The following is an 18730-nucleotide window of genomic DNA, read 5'->3' on the forward strand; positions in this document are numbered from 1 at the left end:
CAAAGCCCTGCAAGCAGGGCTTTGAACATCGTAATTTTGCCAAACTCAATTAAGCTTAGCCTAGATATGATTGATTACGCTTCTGCAGGAGGCGTAACCGATGTTGGGCCATTTTTAGCAAGTTCCGCTAAATCTTTATCAACAAAGAACAAGGCATGACCATCATCACCAACCAATTGGATCTTGTCGATAATAGACTTGAATAAGGTTTCTTCTTCATGTTGCTCGGCCACATACCATTGCAGGAAGTTAAAGGTTGAATAGTCCTGGTTGGTAAAGGCAAAGTGTGCAAGCTCGTTAATTTTCTGAGTCACAAGACATTCATGTTCAAACGTCGCTTTGAACACTTCCACTAAAGATTCAAACTCATGTGGCGGCGCATCGATGGTACCAAGGATAGGCAAGGCACCGGTTTCACTGACGTAATTGAACAGACGATTCATGTGCTGCATTTCTTCGATAGCATGCTTGCGCATGAAAGCCGCGGCACCTTCAAAGCCTTTGTCTTCGCACCAGGCACTCATTTGCAGGTACAAGTTCGAGGAGTAAAATTCTAGATTGATTTGAGCATTTAACTGCTCAACCATTTGCGCTTTTAACATAGCTTTCTCTGCTCTTTATCGTGGGTGACAACAGGGAAGTATCATACCAACTCTTATCCAGCGATGATCATTAATCGAACATTTAGGTCATCATTAACAACCATTATGCTGTTCTATTCGCATCGGTTTAAGGCTTGGCAAAAAATCGCCCTATCCATGAGATAGAGCGATCTTAACGCATTGGTATTTAAAACGGAATTGCTTTCATGATTCTATAAAACGGCGAGTATACTTTCGGCGTCACTGACGTCGAATTTACCGGGCTGTTCAACATTAAGATGAGTGACCACACCATGGTCTACTACCATGGCATAGCGTTGTGAACGCACGCCACCAAAACTGGCGGTATCCATATCAAGCCCCAGCGATTTGGTAAAGGTTGCATCGCCATCGCCAAGCATCAGGATATTCTCGGCGTTCTGGCTTTTGCCCCAGGCACTCATAACAAACGCATCATTCACTGAAACGCAAATCACCCGGTCGACACCTTTAGCTTTAAATTTATCAAAATTGACCACATAGCCGGGTAAGTGAGCTTCAGAGCAAGTCGGGGTAAACGCACCGGGCACGGCAAAAATCACCACCTTTTTGTCTGTAAATAGATAGTCTGTCGACAGGTTGTTCATGCCATCACTGGTGAGTTGCTGCAATTCTCCTGCAGGGATTTTGTCATTGACCTTGATCATAGATACCTCATACGGTTATTGGTGCGCGAAATTTGTTAAGCAAATGTAAAACAGTTAATACCAATTAATATATAGTGGCTATATAAATAAAATCTATGTTGTAACTGAACCTCTACCCTAACTCTGAGTTGTGCACAAACTTAGTGTGATTGGTATAGGAGTATAGAAAAACTAATGGGCAGAGGCGAATCAATTTCGCCATCAATAAGAGTGATAATACAGCCATCCACGTTATCTCGTTCTTATTCAGGTTGTTGGCAATAGCTTAGCAATGACATATTAAAGCTGTGTTAGACTCCTTCTAGAACGCTAGCATCATAATTGCCATCGAATAGTTAGGCAGAGGGAAATCCATGAAAGACATGACATCCGAAAAACGCATCGCGGTGCTAGTGGACGTGCAGAATATCTATTACACCTGCCAACAGGCCTTTAAGCGTAATTTTAATTACAATGCATTGTGGGCCTTAATTTCTGCAAAAGGAGACATCGTCCATGCCAGTGCCTACGCTATCGATACCGGGGATGAAAAACAACGGCAGTTTCAACGAATATTGCAAGCCATCGGCTTTGAGGTAAAACTCAAACCTTATATTCAACGTCGCGACGGTTCGGCGAAAGGCGACTGGGATGTAGGCATCACGCTTGATGCTTTAGATTATGGTGAAGACTGTGACAGCATTGTTCTTCTCAGTGGCGACGGTGACTTCGATTTGTTGGTACAAAAGCTACAAATAAAATACCAGTGCCGGGTGGAGGTCATTGGCGTAGAAATGCTAACCGCCAACGCTTTATTGCAAAGCTGCGACCGTTTTACCGCGATTAATGACACCTTGCTAATGCCAGGTTAAAGTTTTCCGTCCCAGGATCCACAGCGTTACCAAAACACCCGCGCCCTTAACCCGTAAATCATTGCCAGGTTTTCATCAGGGTTGTTCGCAGGGTTTTTAATGAGTTGAATATCCGGTGACAATTCAACCGAGCCAAATAGTTTAAGCAAGTAAAAAAGTTCGAACGTATATTGATCTTCGGTTGCAGTATCCGCCCAGTTTACGGCTGCCCCAAGCGTATTACCTTCACCACCAAGGCCATAATAGGCAAACCCCGTACTTAATGATTTATCAATGCCTAAAGTGCTGCCATTTTCAGCCCAGCTAACACGAACAAAAGGTAACCAGGCACCAATCATTTTCGAAGCGGAAATATTAACCCCGGAGTCCTCGGCCTGATTCATAAAAAGGCTTTCGTCGGCATCCCAAAAGGTCACATGAACATTATCGAGAAAAATCTGCTCTTGAGAGGAAGTCCATCCAAACTCAATACTCTTAAAGTAATGACTTTCACTGAGTAGATCCGAAAATGGACTGGTAGGATCGGATTCCATATCGGTGATGCCGGCAATGACAAAAAAGCTATCACTAAGCATGGTCGCACCAGCAATTCCGAGTGCTGCATCACCGGGTAATGCTATGGTGCTATTACCTGTACTGAAAGCAAAATTTACAAAACCCGTCCAAGGGCTGGCGACCGCATACACGTCAAGGTAGTCGGTCGCGTCGAGAAAACCCGCAACAACTGTTGATTTACCATGGTTTAATTGTTGCTTCCAATACAAGTTGGTAACGCGGCCTTTTTGATCGGAAAATGGCGGCGCCTGCAAACCAATGCCACCGACATTGAACTCTAAAAAACGTGGCTCTGCATCGCTGTAACTATGACGGTGCTCAATTTTCCAGACAAAGCTGCCGGCGTTACCAGAATCATCACCGGTAAGATCCCAACTGCCGTAAAAACGCGCCATGCCGCCAGACGCATTATCTGCCGTTCCCGGTAAATTATCCGCCGTGCCCAGTGTAATCATTGAATAATCCAGTGCCAGATTAATGCCTTGAGCAGAGAGTTGTTCTTTTATTGGCAAATTACGATTTTGTTTATCTGCGGTTATGCGATTATCAACCGCATCCGGACTACCAAATTTAGCCGTTTTCTGAGACGCAACGCTGTTGCCAGATAAACACATGCCCAACAACGAACCGAAAATTATTAGGCAGGTTAAGTCATTGACTTTCATTACGATTCCTCAACGCATTTTTGATGACCTTGCCATCCTTTATAATGACTTTTATCGTCTCAACCGGCTGCGGTGCCTCTGCCTTAATCCATGCCTTATTAGCGCCGAGCAAGGAAATATCTGCCAAAGGATTACCCGCAACTATCAGTAAATCGGCATAGGCCCCCTCTTCAACAACACCAAGCTTGCCTAGTTTATAGGGGTTTCTTCGGTTGGTAAGCCGCATCAGCTCGCCCGCCACCGACGTAGCGCTTTTTAAGGTTTCAAAATTTCCGAAGACCCTTGCGCGCTCATAGAGCTCAAATCTCCTTTGCTTGGTTTGCGTATCCCTATCTCCAAGGGCATCGGTAGCAAATACCATTTTTGGTTTGTATTTTTTAACCAATGCCACAAAATTACTGGCGTCTTTTTGGATTGCAACAATGCCTGCTTTGGCATACGGCGGATTAAAAGGGCTATCTTTTAGTTCTTTGGAAAGGCCGTTCATTTGCATCGAAAGAAAAACGCCTTTTGTCACAACTTTTTTCATGGTTGCTTCATCTATCGCAGGCGCATGCTCAATACTCATGCCACCTGCGTCAATAAAGCGGTTTATCTGATCCGGATAAAACACATGGGCAGCCACATAGGTATCCCAGTCTTTGGCTGCATTGACAATGGCACGTATCTCTTCAGGTCGAAACTGTAAACTGTCTATCGGATCAAATTCAGAGCCATTACCGCCGCCCGCCATAATTTTAATTTGCGTCGCACCGTTACGAAGGTTGGCACGCGTTGCGGCAAGTACCTGAGGTATACCATCGGCAATGTAGTAGTAACCAAGGCGCTGCAAGTGTTCATCCTGAACTCGATCAATGCTGGGGTGCCGGTCACTACGTTCTCGGATATCACCATGCCCGGAGGTTTGCGATATAAAAGCACCGGAGGGATAAATTCGGGGGCCCTGGACAATACCCGCATCAATACTGCGTTTCAATCCCATGGTCGGTCCGCCAACATCTCTGACCGTTGTAAAGCCATCGAGTAACCAGGATTTGGCCATGGCCGCCTGACGAACACCTATATCCACCCAGTCATAGTGATGCTTCAAGTTGTTAAGTGTATCGACCATCGACAGATGGCCATGGGATTCAATAAGACCCGGCATTAACGTATAGCCCGTAGCATCAATGCGCACGACATCACCTTGGTAAGGTATTGCTTTATCAGAAATTTTCTCAATTTGTTGATTAACGAGCAGGACATGACGATTGGCTTTGATCGCATCTTTTTTACCGTCAAATATATTCACATTTTCGATAAGGATTGCTGATAGTTGAGCTTCACCTTGTTGCCCTTGAACGGCAACAGAGATTAAGGCTGAAGAAAAAATAACAATAAAAATCATATGGTTGGCGTAAGGCGAAAACGTGTCCCTCATCCAATCGATACCACTTAAAAGTTTTTTAATCATAAATAACAACACCAGAGAACCGGACATTGTGGCGCCTAAAGAGATAATGCCAACTCATTAAGATTAGTAAAAATTAACATTTAATGGAGATAAAATTTGAAAAGCGACCAGCTTATGCCAAAATTTTAGTATCTATTTCATTCACTTAACCAGGTGCCGAGTGCTTAAATTCGCGACGACCAGCGCCGAGCAGTTATGGGCCTTTACAAGATACATGTACTTGTCGGGTATTGATGTGAGTCATTACTTACATCAATGTGAGCTACCTGACAGCCTTCTTTACAAAGGCAACATCAAGATCTCTACGCATCTGGTATATCAATTTATCGATACGGTCGCACGCGCTGAAAATATACCCAACATGGGTTGGAAAGCCGGATTGAAAAGTGGCCATGTGGGCCTAAGAGGGTTAGCCGCTCAGGCTGTAAAGGAGCCAACTCTGAAACAGTGCCTACGGCTCATTCCCCGGTTGACCTATACGGGAGCCTCTCACGCTGACTTTTTTATGCTAACTCGCAACAACCTTGTTGAATTCTGCCATATCGGTGGTGTCGTCAGAGATTATCCGGGTTACTATCATGTTGAGGCTTACTTAGTCATGGTGCTAATGGATATCATTGATCACTTTGTACCGACCAATTTTGTTCCAACTAAAATCCGCTTAAGGAGCCCAAAGCCTGATGATTGGGACGCGCAGCTCTCAGATCTCATCAAATTGTCAGATTCAAATTCAATCGCGCACAAGTTTAGCCTGCAGGATAACTTAATCTCATTTGATGACACCCATACGGCGATAGAATTTGCTAGCCGATATTTAACTTGTGAGCGCAAAAACTGGCGTCAAGCCAGCGTTCTAAATAACGCGAAAAATAAAACGGCCGCGACTTTAGAGGCGAGTGATGTAGGTGGCGCTATTGGCAACACAGAAAAGAATGTAGAGAACGAGCAGGGTAAAACGCCATCGTTAGTTTTACCACTAGAAGCGCCAATTTGTCGAAAATCTTACCCTGCCCTGACGAACCTGATTGATATCCTGCTGCCCTATTTTGGTCAACAGATGCCAAGCTTGAATAGTGTGGCCATTATGGGACATACCAGCCCCAGGAATTTACAGCGAGCACTTAAACGACAGGGCTTAACATTAACCCTGTTGATTCAGCAATTACGTCAGGAATTAGCGGTTAAACTGTTGATGCAGGGGGATTCTGTGCAAGATATTGCCCGCCAACTTGGCTACCAACACAGTACGCACTTTATTCGCACATTCAAGCAGCTTTCAGGCATCACGCCTAAGCAGTTCCAAAAAAATCCTCAACACCCACTTCCGGTTATCACTCAAGTGACCCAATCGATCATGGCCTATAATCGACTTTAAATCCGCATCAATCCTTTGGAATGCCCTTGTTTACGTAGACATCAAAACGATTTTTCTTCATGTTGATGCTGGTAGAAGGTTTTTTCCCAGCCAAAGGTTCAGCATAACTAGGCCGCTTTACAACGACGCGATATTCAGCAATTGCTAACGCTTTATCGAGCAACTCATCGGCATCTGGATCTTCCCCCACCAACGATTGAAATACTCGCATTTCTTTTTTCACCTGAGCGGATTTTTCCCGGTGTGGATACATAGGATCGAGATAAACCACATCAATATTTTTTAGAGCCTCAGGTAATGACTCTTCATCCATGGCATCTAAAGACGATGCATGAATCATCGTCATCCGTTCAGCCACCCAAGGACCAATTTCAGCATCGAGTTTGGCACGCTTTAGACCATCATCAAGTAATGCAGCAACCGGGGTTTGTCGCTCAATCATAACCAGCTTACAACCCAGGCTGGCAAGTAAGAACGCATCGCGACCCAGGCCCGCGGTTGCGTCGAGCACATTGGGAGAAAAGCCATGTTTTAAACCCATTGCTTTAGCAATATCCTGACCTCGACCGCCACCAAATTTACGCCGATGCCCTACCGCACCACTGACAAAATCGACAACGATGCCGCCCAATTTAGGTTCATCGGTTTTGTGTAATTCCAGCTGAGCATCCGTTACCAGAAGATAAAACGGCGATTTGACTTTGCGAATATCTTTTAATTCGCCACCAAAGGGTAGCCCCCAGGTTTCACTGACCTGTTCCGCTTGCATAATGTTACCAAAGCTTTCAGCGAAAATTATGCATTGCAGTATTTCTTCGTCAACCACTATTTTATCTCTTCGAAACCAAGTCTTCGGGCATTATAAAGTATGTTATTTGATAGCTCTAAAGTTTTCTCTCAGAGTCGTCATTTCTGAAATTCAAATTAGACTGTTCTAATTTTCTCTTAGTTTGCCACCAGAACTCGAACACCTTAGATAACCAGAAAACAAAGGTAAAACCTATAATGGTTCCTAGGATATCGACCCAGTCAAATATCCGCCAATCAATCCAAATCTGTAGGATTTCATAACCAATAATTCCAATACTAAAACCTATAAGATATTTGTAATATTGTTCGGCTCCACGAGCAATAAACAATGCAACGGCGCTATATGCTACAACAGCAACAAAATTCGGTATGCTACCTAATAAAGCTACGTAATAAGACGAGCTAAAGGATGGACTTTGCCTTTCTCCTTCAACAAATGACACAAGTATATACGTGAATATCGCGATTAGGATTGCTAATTTTTTCATCTAAAAAGGGAAGCGAATGCTTCCCTCTCCTATAGTTAAAACAGTGAAACTACAGGATCATTTTCCCAGGCTTCTACGAGATAGTCACCTACAGCCGAAAATCCAGCATCTATGCCGGCTTTACCACCAACTGATTCATAAACGTAGTTTGCTACCATACCAATACCAACACCTACCAAATAAGGGTTGCCACCACTGACGTGTTCCACTTCCGTTATTGTTAGTTTGTTCATTTCCTTTCCTTGTGAATTAATTAAAAAATGTTGATCGCTTAACGATCGAATTTATCGATACGACATAAAGAGCAAAACTTCATATTGCATCGATAATTCATCTTGGATTGGGGCCGTGAAAATCGCCAGCGCTTAACTTAATAAACAACTAAACCCCACCAATTACAATGCATTAGAGGGGTTTTCATGGTTGAAATATTTTTGATCCGGAGTCAAACCTGAATGGAGTTATCACCGCTACTGTAAGAAATGAGTCGACTTAGGGCCTGCATACTAAGGCCAGATTCTTGCTGCCATTCGTTAAAACAACGCTGAATGGTATTAAGGCTGGATTTGGTTGTCAGGCCGCCATCGATTAACTGATGTTCACGAAAATAGCTCTCAACGTCGCGGCTTAACAAAAAGGTATCTTTACCTAAAGCTCGCAATGCGTAAGGGCCGGTATTGCCACCCAAACGCTGACCATGTTTTTTCAAATAAGCCCACAGGCCGATGATGTCTTCTTCAGGCCAGGCGGCTATAAACTCAGCAAAGCTCGCATACCCGTTATCTTCCACCTGTATGTCATAAATCATTTGCGCGTTGGCTTTAATGGTCTGGACCTTCTTGAAGTTGCGAATGATTTTCGGATCCTGAGCTTTATTCTCCAACATTTCTTCACTCATCATCATGATTTTGAAAATATCAAAATTGAAAAAATGCTCTTCAAAATCCGGCCATTTTTGCTCAACCACTCGCCAGACAAAGCCCGACTGAAATACTTTCTTGGTGAAATGGGCTAAAAACCTGTCGTCGCCAAGCTGGGCCAATTCCTGATTGTTTGTGGCCTCGGTATGATACGGTGTAAGGAGAAGTGATAGGTTAGCTTCCCCTCCTTTACGATCTGCCGCCCGTTGATAAATACTGCTTAATTTTTCCATATCGGTTCCGGTTTGGTGAAAATCAGATCAGCGTTACGCACCAATACCCGAATGACGCAACAGTGCATCAACCTGAGGTTCGCGGCCGCGGAAGGCTTTAAACAAGTCCATAGGCTCAGCACTGCCGCCTTTCTCCAGAATACAGGATAAAAACTCAAGACCAGTTTCACGATTAAACACCCCGTCCTCTTCAAATCGAGAATACGCATCGCTGGATAAGACTTCCGCCCATTTGTAGGAGTAATATCCGGCCGCATAACCACCAGCAAATATGTGACCAAAACTATGCTGGAATCGATTAAACTCTGGCGCTGCGACAACCGCATATTGTTCACGCACCTGATTTAAAACATCTTGTATTTGATCCCCTTGTTCTGGGTTATATTGGGCATGGATTTTAAAATCAAACAGGCTAAATTCCAGCTGTCTTAACATTTGCATCGCCGATTGAAAATTCTTCGCCGCCAGCATTTTGTCGAGCATTTCCTGTGGCAGAGGTTCACCCGTTTCATGGTGTGACGACAAAAAAGCCAAAGCTTCGGGTTCCCAACACCAATTTTCCAGAAACTGACTAGGAAGTTCTACCGCATCCCAAGGCACACCGTTAATGCCAGCCACGCCGGATGCATTGATCTGGGTTAGCATATGATGCAAACCGTGACCAAATTCATGGAATAAGGTAACCACTTCATCGTGGGTAAATAAAGCAGGTTTATCGCCAACTGGCTTGGTAAAATTACAGGTTAAAAACGCCACAGGAAGCTGAACTGAACCATCCTTCAACTCACGTCGCCCGACACAATCAGCCATCCAGGCACCGCCACGCTTCTTCTCACGGGCATACAAGTCCAGATAAAAGCTACCGCGTAAATTTCCGTCTTTATCGAAAACATCATAAAAGCTGACATCTTTGTGCCAGACATCAACATCGTCTCGCTCGGTCACGGTTAATCCGTACAAGCGGCTCACCACCTCAAACAAACCACTAACAACCTTGTCTTCCGGAAAATAAGGGCGCAAGTCTTCGTCTGAAATCGCATACTTTTGTTGTTTCAACTTTTCCGAATAATAGGCTAAATCCCAGGGTTGCAACGACTCTTTACCATAATGTTGTTTCGCAAAGTCCTGAAGTTGTGATAAATCATTACTGCCTTGCTCTTTCGAACGGACGGCTAAATCTTCAAGAAATGACAACACCTGTTCATTGGATTCCGCCATTTTCGTCGCTAACGATTTTTCTGCATAGTTTGCAAAGCCTAAAAGCTGCGCGACTTCATGACGTAGTTTTAAGGTTTCAGCCATAATCGCTGAGTTATCGAACTCACCAGCGTTTGGTCCTAATTCCGAAGCTCGGGTGACATAAGCGCGATATAACTGCTCACGCAATGCCTGATTATCGGCATACATCATCACGGGTAAGTAGCTTGGAATATCTAAGGTAAACACCCAACCAGATTTTTCCTGACTTTTTGCCAGTTCAGCGGCGCCATCTTTCGCATTTTGTGGCAAGCCAACCAATTCGCTCTCGTCGGTAACATGAATCGAAAATGCCTGGGTAGCATCTAACAAGTGATTGCTAAATTGTGAAGATAGTTCGGAGAGGCGGGTCTGAATTTCGCCGTAACGTTTTTGTTGATCCGCCGGCAACCCAATACCAGACAATTTAAAATCTCGAAGGGCGTTATTCACCACTTTTTGCTGCGCAGTATTAAGGGTTTTAAATTCATCGCTTTTTGCAAAGGTTTCGTACGCCTGATACAGCCCAAGGTGCTGACCAACCCAAGTGCCATACTCTGACAACATAGGTAAACAGGCATCATGAGCCTCGCGGATCGCATCGGTACTAGCTACGGAGTTAATATGCGATACACCAGACCAGATTTTTTCCAGAATATCATCCACCGCTTCGATATCGGCAATCAGGGATTGCCAGGTATAAGGGCCATTGGAAGCGACAACTGCATCGATTGCCTGTTTAGAATCGGCAATCGCCTTTTCTACCGCTGGTTTGATGTGCTCAGGCTTTATTAATGAAAATGCCGGTAGATCGTGATTTGCCAATAATGGGTTTGCCGTAGTCATAGTTGCTCTTATTTGCTCTTGAATGCGTGTTATTGCCAGAAAAATGACAAAGTGATAGCTAATTAATATGTGCTTAACGACAGATATTCAAGACTATCTACCGGATAATTTGCTGACCATGAATACCTTAAGCAAAGATTATCACCTGGATTTTACGTTATTAGTTCACAGCGCTACGCCAAGATATCCGACAAATAAAGTTGAAAACCAGAGCATTAGACACAATCATTAACACACTTATAAAATTCGGAGTTTGCCAATGAGTAAGCATTTTGACTACATCGCCATCGGCGCAGGAAGCGGCGGTATCGCCTCGGTAAACAGAGCGGCCATGTATGGCAAAAAATGTGCGTTAATCGAAGCAAACGCTCTTGGTGGCACCTGCGTTAATGTTGGTTGTGTACCAAAGAAAGTGATGTGGTATGCAGGACAAATCGCCGATGCCGTGCACTTAAGCGAGGATTACGGTTTCAATTTATCCGCAGGAGCTCTGGATTGGGGCAAACTGGTTGAAAGCCGCGAAGCCTATATTTCACGCATCCATAATTCTTACGATACGGTTTTAGGCAGAAATAATGTTGAGGTGATCAAAGGGTTTGGTCAATTTATCGATAAAAATACCATCGTAGTCGATGGTGAGCACTATACGGCCGATCATATCCTTATCGCCACTGGTGGCCGCCCATCAGTGCCCGATATCCCGGGAGCCGAATATGGGATCACATCCGATGGTTTTTTTGCGTTGACAGAACAACCCAAAAGAGTCGCTGTGGTAGGTGCAGGATATATCGCGGTAGAAATTGCCGGAGTACTTAATGCACTGGGCAGTGAAACCCATTTACTGGTTCGAAAACACAAGCCGCTTCGTGACTTTGATGATTTGGTGAGTGATACGCTGGTGGAAATTATGGCGCAGGAAGGGCCAACCTTAGAGACTGGAGCCACGCCTAAATCGGTCTTAAAAAATGACGATGGTTCACTGACTCTACAACTAGAAAATGGCAAGGAATTTATCGTCGACAGTGTCATATGGGCAATCGGGCGAGAACCGGCAACGGACAATATAGGTCTTGTTCAGGCAGGCATAAACGTTGATGATAAAGGCTACATTCCGACAGATAAATATCAAAACACCAACGTCGAGAATGTGTATGCGGTAGGGGATAATACCGGCCGGGCACAACTAACCCCGGTAGCCGTTGCCGCAGGTCGTCGTTTATCCGAGCGTCTATTTAACAATAAATCCGATGAACATCTGGACTACAATTTGATCCCTACCGTTGTTTTCAGCCACCCTACCATTGGTACGATTGGCATCACAGAAAAACAGGCTAAAGAACAATTCGGGGAAGATAACATTAAGGTTTATACATCCCAGTTTACCTCCATGTACACCGCGGTCACTCGTCATCGCCAGCCGTGTCGAATGAAACTGGTTTGTCAGGGCAGCAATGAAAAGATTGTTGGTATGCACTGTATTGGTCTTGGTAGTGACGAAATGCTTCAAGGTTTTGCGGTTGCCGTGAAGATGGGCGCAACCAAAGCAGATTTTGACAACACCGTTGCCATCCACCCAACAGCTGCTGAAGAGTTCGTTACCATGCGTTAACCGCGATTCACGTAAAGGGCATGGATTCGCATAAAATACGCAAACAGAGGGCTAACAAAAACTCAAGTCTTCTGTCTTCTGTTTGCTATTTACATTGCTGTATCGACATCAATATTATCAATCGCACTAGCAAAACAACACAAACGTCATTCATAACTCATTCCATACTAAAACCAATGATTTAGCGGGCTTCAGAGATAATAAAAATAAGCGCTAAAACTTTCTTTAAAAAAATGTAAAAAAGACATTTTGTTTTTAAAATCTTTCTGATAATATCTTTGTCGGTTGTACAAAAATGCGTCACCCTGCCGTACCTAGTGATGCCTAAAAAGCGAGCGAATTAGATTTTTTATCCACATCTATTTGACCAATAATAATAAATAGAAACGGTTCCACACTTCTTTTGCCGCCCAATAAAATCAATACTCTCAGCATAATGACACTAATTCATTAACTTTTTGAATTGGTGGTTTAGTTAATTGCTCAACAGACTTATCCACAGTTTACCTTGCCCAAAGTTAGTGCAAACGGCATTGATTTTCCGGCAAAAAATCTCTGCCAATGGAAATATGCACATCGATTCTCGCCGTTGACGTCAACCCCATAACTACATGCATCGCCGTGGCGGTGCTCCAGAAAAATTACAGACCAGTTTCAGGAAAGCTAATCAAGTATCAAATTACCACACTTAAGTAACGCCACAATTTATTAATGGCTCTACGATTTTTTGCTTTAGTGCTTTACAAAAACACTCTGGAATATATGGATAAGGGATCTTATGTGATTAATTCAAACACCTTTATCGGTGGTCTAAATAGCAAGCTTGTGGCATGCTTACATTCATAAATTTCGTATTGCACTAGATACCCATGACACAATCATCTCCTTTTATTTTAGTGGACGGCTCGTCCTATTTATTCCGTGCCTATCACGTCCCTTATTTACAAGCATTGTCCACGGCCGATGGCCACCCGACCGGCGCCATCACCGGTGTGCTCAATATGCTTAACAGTCTGAAAAAAGACTACCCAGACGGTAAGGTGATTGTAGTTTTTGATGCTAAAGGAAAAACCTTCCGCAACGATCTATATCCGGAATACAAAGCAAATCGCCCACCAATGCCAGATGACTTGCGCTGTCAAATCGCCCCCTTGCACAATATTATCCGCGCCATGGGATACCCTATGCTGGTTATTGAAGGTGTAGAGGCTGATGATGTGATTGGTACACTAGCTGAGCAAGCGAGCGCGCAAGGATTAGAAACGGTTATTTCCACCGGTGACAAAGATATGGCGCAATTAGTAACCGACCATGTCACGTTGATCAACACCATGACTAATGTCACCATGGACGTTGACGGTGTGATTGAAAAATTTGGGGTTCGACCAGATCAGATTATCGATTATCTGGCGCTCATGGGCGACAAGGTAGATAACATACCTGGCGTAACCAAATGCGGGCCAAAAACGGCGGTAAAATGGCTTAGCGAATATGAAACCTTAGACGGAGTGATTGCCAACGCTGACAAGGTGAAAGGCAAAATTGGTGAAAACCTGCGTGCTGCGATTGAACAGTTACCCTTGTCTTACGAGCTGGCAACGATTAAAACCGATGTAGCATTAGAGCAGAACCTTGCCGATATAAAGGCAACGGAACCCGAAGTTGAAACGTTGCGTTCTTTATATGAAGAATTTGAGTTAAAGCGTTTACTTGCTGATTTAAATCGTGGCTCCACCCCTGCAGAAAATAACAATACTGCGCCAACGGAAAGTTCAGAAGACGAATTGACCCCGCTAAGTCAGGATATTCCAAGTAATTATCAAATCATACTTACCGAAGATGAGCTGGATATCTGGATTAAAAAGCTCACTGAGAGCGGTTGTTTTGCTTTTGATACGGAAACCACATCTTTAAACTACATGCAGGCAGAATTAGTCGGATTATCTTTTGCGATAGAACCCGGCGAAGCAGCATATCTGCCAATTGGTCATGATTACGATGGCGCTCCTGAGCAGTTGAGTATGGAATTGGTGCTGAGTAAGTTTAAACCCCTACTTGAAGACACAACGCTCCTGAAGATCGGCCAAAATCTAAAATATGATGCTAATGTGCTCAATAACTACGATATCACGTTAGCAGGTATCGGCTTCGATACTATGCTCGAATCCTATTGTTACAACAGTGTTGCCACGCGCCACAATATGGATGCGCTGGCAGAAAAATATCTGGATTATAAAACCGTTCACTTTGAAGATATTGCTGGTAAAGGCGCGAAGCAACTAACCTTTAACCAAATCGATATTGATAAGGCAGGTCATTATGCCGCTGAAGACGCCGACATAACCCTTAGATTACATCTGGCATTATGGCCAAAACTGGAAAAGAATGAAAAGCAGTGTTCAGTTTTCACAGACATTGAGTTACCTCTTTTACCGGTTCTCGCCCGTATGGAACAACACGGTGTTTTAATTGATGCTGACCTGCTAAATGAGCAAAGTCAGTATCTGGCAACTCGCCTCGATGAAATCGAAGTGGCAGCGCACAATATTGCGGGGAAAAGCTTTAACCTGAGCTCACCAAAGCAATTACAAACCATTCTGTTTGAAGAACAGCAAATTCCGGTCATCAAAAAGACCCCTAAAGGTGCACCTTCGACGGCCGAAGAAGTTTTACAGGAGCTCGCTCTGGATTACCCTCTGCCTAAATTAATCTTAGAGCATAGAGGACTGGCTAAATTAAAATCAACCTACACTGATAAATTACCATTGATGATAGACAGTCATTCTGGTCGAGTGCATACGTCTTATCATCAGGCAGTCACCGCAACGGGGCGCTTATCGTCTACGGATCCTAACCTGCAAAATATTCCGATTCGTTCGGAGGAAGGCAAAAAGATTCGCCAGGCGTTTATCGCGCCAGCAAATCACAAAATTGTCGCGATAGATTACTCGCAAATAGAATTGCGCATTATGGCGCATCTTTCAGATGATCCTGGGTTGTTAAAAGCATTTGCCCAGGGTCGAGATATTCACCAGGCGACCGCTGCTGAGATTTTCGGAATCGCACTTGATGAAGTCACCAGTGATCACCGTCGCAGTGCCAAAGCCATTAACTTTGGTTTGATTTATGGTATGTCGGCCTTTGGATTAGCCAAACAACTTGGCATCCCTCGCGGTAGAGCACAAGATTACATGGATACCTATTTTGAGCGTTACCCGGGCGTACTCACTTATATGGAAGACACTCGACAATTAGCGAATGAGCAAGGCTATGTTGAAACGCTGTTCGGGCGCCGCCTATTCTTGCCGGAAATAAAATCTCGCAACGGTGCACGTAAAAAAGCAGCAGAACGCGCAGCCATTAATGCTCCCATGCAAGGTACGGCTGCAGACATTATTAAGAAGGCTATGCTGGCGGTAGATGACTGGCTTATCGCTCAAAACGACCCACGAATCAAAATGACAATGCAGGTTCACGATGAATTAATTTTCGAAATTCACGAAGATATTGTTGAAGAAACTACCGAAAAGCTGGTTCAGATTATGAATGATGCGGTGGAATTGAGCGTACCATTAATTGCTGAATCCGGAATCGGCGATAATTGGCAACAAGCTCACTAATACCAAGCCATATTAATTAGTGATTATTTGCAAATGTTCAAAGGGGTATATTTCACAACTTCGTTCACCGAATATTATTGAGATACCTCAAAGAAATGAAAAATTAGATCAAAAGTGAAATAAAATTACATGAATATGTGGTTTTTAATGGTTAAATAACAAACAAACACGAATTAACCTACAAAAATTACATAAAATTACGAAAAAATGTAATTTATTTTAGAGTAAAGACTTTACAAAGTAGAGCCGCTACTCTAAACTACAATCATTCCTAACGGAATTCTTGTTGTAATAACTTTTGTTTTCTAGCTTCCCCATAAGCTTATAACCGATGCCAATGGCATCGGTTTTTTTTTGTGTATGGAAAGCACTTATCCTTACGAGCCATGGATGGTCTAGTAAGGATTTGCCTACACGGAAGTAGGTAGTTCGAATTTGTCTGTCGTTATATGGACGTAATTTATTAGAGCAATGCAGGAGCAATTGCCGAGAACATACAATCGATTCAATTGCCGAGAACTGAAATTCGACTGTGCATGGGCGTTATAGAAGTAGGCCGTCACAGTTCAACGATTTCCCTGCTCCCCCGGTTCTAATCCAAACCTTCAATTCAGCCAATGCTCCTTAGAACATATTCCTTATAAGCACGGAATTCAAAACTAAAATGAAACGTTGGATACTAATGGCTTAACTACCAACTAACATTCTCGATCGTCTACCGAACATCTTACGCAGCAGCCAAACCACTATCATGCTCATGGCTAACGAAAAAACAAAATTGGCAACGCCGAAAAAATACATTGTCCAGGGTTGGTAATCAGTGATGTGCTGAAAATCCCAGAAGTGCATACCTAGCAGGGAAATGAAAAAAGCATGCAGAAAATAAATCGAGAACGCCTCATTGGCGAAGATCTTCAACCAGTACGGTTGTTTTTCTCCCCTATTTCGCAGCCACAGCAATACCAATGTCGCCATGCTTAGTTTTTGCAAATAAAACAGTGATTCTTGGAGTGAAAAATAGCCAAAGCGATTGATTTCATTATACATCAACCAGGCAATAGCGGCTGAACTGACAATAACCGTCATTATCAAATAGAATCGAAATCTAGCGAGTTTATTGAGTAGATTTTCAAGATCATTGCCGAGAAAAATCCCTACCGTATAGGCTCCGCTGAAGTAGATCACGGCACCCGCGTTAATTTGAGAGGTTTCTGGAGAAAATTCAGGTCTTGAAAAGATCAGAGGCAACAACATGACCAACCACACCCACGCCGCAGAATAAGAACGAAGTAATGTGAGTTTATTCAGCAATGGTGTAAGGATAAACAAGATTAACAGTAGCGGTATATACCAGAAGGTAAACTGGGCTTCACCTTTGATAAGGTTTGGCAAAATTGCTGTGAAATAATCGGCTGCATCATCAGGAAGCGTCAGTCCCGTATTCGATGCATTCCAACGCATCATTGTGAATACCAGCGTGCAAAAAATATAAGGCAGTAACACATTGATTACTTTGCTTTTATAAAAGCTCGGATATCCTCGTGCGCGCAGAATTGATGAAAACAGAAGACCAGATATCAAAGCAAAAAACAGCGTTGCATCATGAAACAACAGTTCGTTGAGCATTACCATAGGGTTTGTTGTGTCTAATTGCCAATCCATTGGGATAAGTAATGCGAAAGCGATAGCATGAATGGCAACAACGTTAAGAATTGCAAACCCTCTAAAACTGTGGACATAACCGAGGTAATTTTCCTGGCTCATTTTCTTGTGCCTTATTTAGATAGATGGTGCAATACTCAATGATATTCCTATCGTTATACCAATCACATTAAGTTTGTGCACAACTCAGAGTTAGGGCAGAGGTTCAGTTACAACATAGATTTTATTGATATAGTCATTCTATATTAATGAAATATAGGGCCGTAAATGGACCTCTGATAAACTCCCTACGGGTGAGCAATAATTTAATGTGATTGGTATTATCTTCATTGGTTTAGCATGGGGACGCATGGCAAAACACAGCCATAAGAACAAGTAATATATTTAAGCTAAGCTAACCAACATAAGCAATCTAGTGATGGGTAAACACAAACCGATTCACCACAACGGTTTTATAACCAAAATCGGGTAGTTCGGTGTAAATCTGTGCCGTTTCTGAGCCCTGAAGACTACCATCTACTCACTTTTGCGATATCAATTGCCGTACTCTAACCCATACTTAAGTTGAACAAAGCCAAAATCATAGACTTTCGTATCGAGTAGGGTGAATTTTTGCTCTTGCGCCAGGCCAGACAATAATGACACGCCCTTGCCTATTGCTGTCGGGATCAGGGTAATTTCTATGTCCGTTAACAACTTAGCTTCGATAAACCGCCGAATGGTAAAGCCACCATCGATATACACGCGTTTAGCCCCCTGAAGCATGAGTTTTTCACAAAGCTCATGAATGGGTTGTGAACTTGCCGATACTTTATCTTTTAAATGCTCAGGGATAGCCAGATATCTGGAACTTAAAACAATGACGGGTTTGTTGTACACCCAGTCACCGCCGAAAGAGAGTACCTTTTCATAGGTATTGCGGCCCATCACCAAATAATCAATGCTATCCATAAATGCGGAAAAGCCACAATATTCGCCTTCAGGCATTAACGCGTTGGCAGCGTCTAACCAAGACAAGTCACCAGATTCTCCAGCAATAAATCCGTCAAGCGAAGTGGCGATATAAGCCGTACATTGTAATGTCATGACATATCTTATGAATTGTTCTGAACAGATTAA

At 43.3% G+C, this 18730-nt stretch carries 15 protein-coding genes; 4 read left to right on the plus strand and 11 right to left on the minus strand.

Annotation, left to right across the window (positions count from 1 at the left end):
• Positions 1-74 precede the first annotated feature (74 nt).
• Both ftnA and ACHUFQ_RS10110 read right to left on the minus strand, forming a co-directional pair.
• Positions 75-602 (minus strand): non-heme ferritin, encoded by a 528-nt coding sequence (ftnA, locus tag ACHUFQ_RS10105; RefSeq protein ID WP_394175220.1) that lies wholly within the window; start codon positions 600-602, stop codon positions 75-77.
• Between the two features lie 212 nt (positions 603-814).
• On the minus strand, positions 815-1288 hold the full coding sequence (locus ACHUFQ_RS10110; protein ID WP_394175222.1) for a peroxiredoxin: 474 nt from the start codon (positions 1286-1288) through the stop codon (positions 815-817).
• A 353-nt stretch (positions 1289-1641) separates the two neighbouring features.
• On the opposite strand from ACHUFQ_RS10110, the gene ACHUFQ_RS10115 reads away from it, so the two are divergent.
• Entirely contained in the window at positions 1642-2139 is a 498-nt protein-coding gene (locus ACHUFQ_RS10115; protein ID WP_394175224.1) for an NYN domain-containing protein, read from the plus strand.
• Positions 2140-2165: 26 nt separating this feature from the next.
• Here the strand turns inward: ACHUFQ_RS10115 and ACHUFQ_RS10120 are convergent, their stop codons facing one another.
• Positions 2166-3359, minus strand: coding sequence for a carbohydrate porin (locus tag ACHUFQ_RS10120; RefSeq protein WP_394175226.1), 1194 nt, complete (start codon positions 3357-3359; stop codon positions 2166-2168).
• Positions 3346-4812, minus strand: a complete 1467-nt coding sequence (locus ACHUFQ_RS10125) for a metal-dependent hydrolase family protein (RefSeq protein ID WP_394175228.1) — start codon at positions 4810-4812, stop codon at positions 3346-3348. Before ACHUFQ_RS10125 ends, ACHUFQ_RS10120 begins: the two co-directional genes overlap by 14 nt.
• Positions 4813-4972: 160 nt before the next feature.
• On the opposite strand from ACHUFQ_RS10125, the gene ACHUFQ_RS10130 reads away from it, so the two are divergent.
• A complete protein-coding gene (locus tag ACHUFQ_RS10130) occupies positions 4973-6187 on the plus strand; it encodes a helix-turn-helix transcriptional regulator (RefSeq protein ID WP_394175230.1) in 1215 nt (404 codons plus the stop codon).
• Positions 6188-6194: 7 nt separating this feature from the next.
• Here the strand turns inward: ACHUFQ_RS10130 and ACHUFQ_RS10135 are convergent, their stop codons facing one another.
• The 5 genes from ACHUFQ_RS10135 to prlC all read right to left on the minus strand — a co-directional run bounded on the left by ACHUFQ_RS10135 (position 6195) and on the right by prlC (position 10720).
• A complete protein-coding gene (locus tag ACHUFQ_RS10135) occupies positions 6195-6956 on the minus strand; it encodes a class I SAM-dependent methyltransferase (RefSeq protein ID WP_394175283.1) in 762 nt (253 codons plus the stop codon).
• 115 nt (positions 6957-7071) lie between these two features.
• Positions 7072-7440, minus strand: coding sequence for a hypothetical protein (locus ACHUFQ_RS10140; protein WP_394175232.1), 369 nt, complete (start codon positions 7438-7440; stop codon positions 7072-7074).
• 80 nt (positions 7441-7520) lie between these two features.
• On the minus strand, positions 7521-7718 hold the full coding sequence (locus tag ACHUFQ_RS10145; protein ID WP_394175234.1) for a hypothetical protein: 198 nt from the start codon (positions 7716-7718) through the stop codon (positions 7521-7523).
• A gap of 212 nt (positions 7719-7930) precedes the next feature.
• Positions 7931-8638 carry a DNA-3-methyladenine glycosylase I gene (locus ACHUFQ_RS10150; RefSeq protein WP_394175236.1) on the minus strand — a complete coding sequence of 236 codons (708 nt, stop codon included), beginning with the start codon at positions 8636-8638 and terminating at the stop codon, positions 7931-7933.
• 33 nt (positions 8639-8671) lie between these two features.
• Positions 8672-10720, minus strand: a complete 2049-nt coding sequence (gene prlC / locus ACHUFQ_RS10155) for an oligopeptidase A (protein WP_394175238.1) — start codon at positions 10718-10720, stop codon at positions 8672-8674.
• A gap of 259 nt (positions 10721-10979) precedes the next feature.
• On the opposite strand from prlC, the gene gorA reads away from it, so the two are divergent.
• Positions 10980-12329, plus strand: a complete 1350-nt coding sequence (gene gorA, locus ACHUFQ_RS10160; protein WP_394175240.1) for a glutathione-disulfide reductase — start codon at positions 10980-10982, stop codon at positions 12327-12329.
• An 863-nt stretch (positions 12330-13192) separates the two neighbouring features.
• The gene (gene polA / locus ACHUFQ_RS10165; protein ID WP_394175285.1) at positions 13193-15949 is read left to right on the plus strand and encodes a DNA polymerase I; all 2757 of its coding nucleotides are present in this window, start codon (positions 13193-13195) and stop codon (positions 15947-15949) included.
• A 687-nt stretch (positions 15950-16636) separates the two neighbouring features.
• Here the strand turns inward: polA and ACHUFQ_RS10170 are convergent.
• Both ACHUFQ_RS10170 and ACHUFQ_RS10175 read right to left on the minus strand, forming a co-directional pair.
• Positions 16637-17713, minus strand: coding sequence for an acyltransferase family protein (locus tag ACHUFQ_RS10170; protein ID WP_394175242.1), 1077 nt, complete (start codon positions 17711-17713; stop codon positions 16637-16639).
• 432 nt (positions 17714-18145) lie between these two features.
• Positions 18146-18697, minus strand: a complete 552-nt coding sequence (locus ACHUFQ_RS10175) for a dihydrofolate reductase family protein (protein WP_394175244.1) — start codon at positions 18695-18697, stop codon at positions 18146-18148.
• Positions 18698-18730: the final 33 nt, after the last annotated feature.

This window comes from Thalassotalea litorea, assembly GCF_043642205.1.
Lineage (GTDB): Bacteria > Pseudomonadota > Gammaproteobacteria > Enterobacterales > Alteromonadaceae > Thalassotalea_A > Thalassotalea_A litorea.

Coding starts and splice junctions, on each gene's coding strand:
- ACHUFQ_RS10120 (WP_394175226.1), bottom strand. CDS start 3,359: ATGAAAGTCAATGACTTAACCTGCCTAATAATTTTCGGTTCGTTGTTG.
- ACHUFQ_RS10135 (WP_394175283.1), bottom strand. CDS start 6,956: ATGCAAGCGGAACAGGTCAGTGAAACCTGGGGGCTACCCTTTGGTGGC.
- ftnA (WP_394175220.1), bottom strand. CDS start 602: ATGTTAAAAGCGCAAATGGTTGAGCAGTTAAATGCTCAAATCAATCTA.
- ACHUFQ_RS10115 (WP_394175224.1), top strand. CDS start 1,642: ATGAAAGACATGACATCCGAAAAACGCATCGCGGTGCTAGTGGACGTG.
- ACHUFQ_RS10175 (WP_394175244.1), bottom strand. CDS start 18,697: ATGACATTACAATGTACGGCTTATATCGCCACTTCGCTTGACGGATTT.
- ACHUFQ_RS10150 (WP_394175236.1), bottom strand. CDS start 8,638: ATGGAAAAATTAAGCAGTATTTATCAACGGGCGGCAGATCGTAAAGGA.
- ACHUFQ_RS10145 (WP_394175234.1), bottom strand. CDS start 7,718: ATGAACAAACTAACAATAACGGAAGTGGAACACGTCAGTGGTGGCAAC.
- ACHUFQ_RS10110 (WP_394175222.1), bottom strand. CDS start 1,288: ATGATCAAGGTCAATGACAAAATCCCTGCAGGAGAATTGCAGCAACTC.
- gorA (WP_394175240.1), top strand. CDS start 10,980: ATGAGTAAGCATTTTGACTACATCGCCATCGGCGCAGGAAGCGGCGGT.
- ACHUFQ_RS10170 (WP_394175242.1), bottom strand. CDS start 17,713: ATGAGCCAGGAAAATTACCTCGGTTATGTCCACAGTTTTAGAGGGTTT.
- ACHUFQ_RS10125 (WP_394175228.1), bottom strand. CDS start 4,812: ATGATTAAAAAACTTTTAAGTGGTATCGATTGGATGAGGGACACGTTT.
- prlC (WP_394175238.1), bottom strand. CDS start 10,720: ATGACTACGGCAAACCCATTATTGGCAAATCACGATCTACCGGCATTT.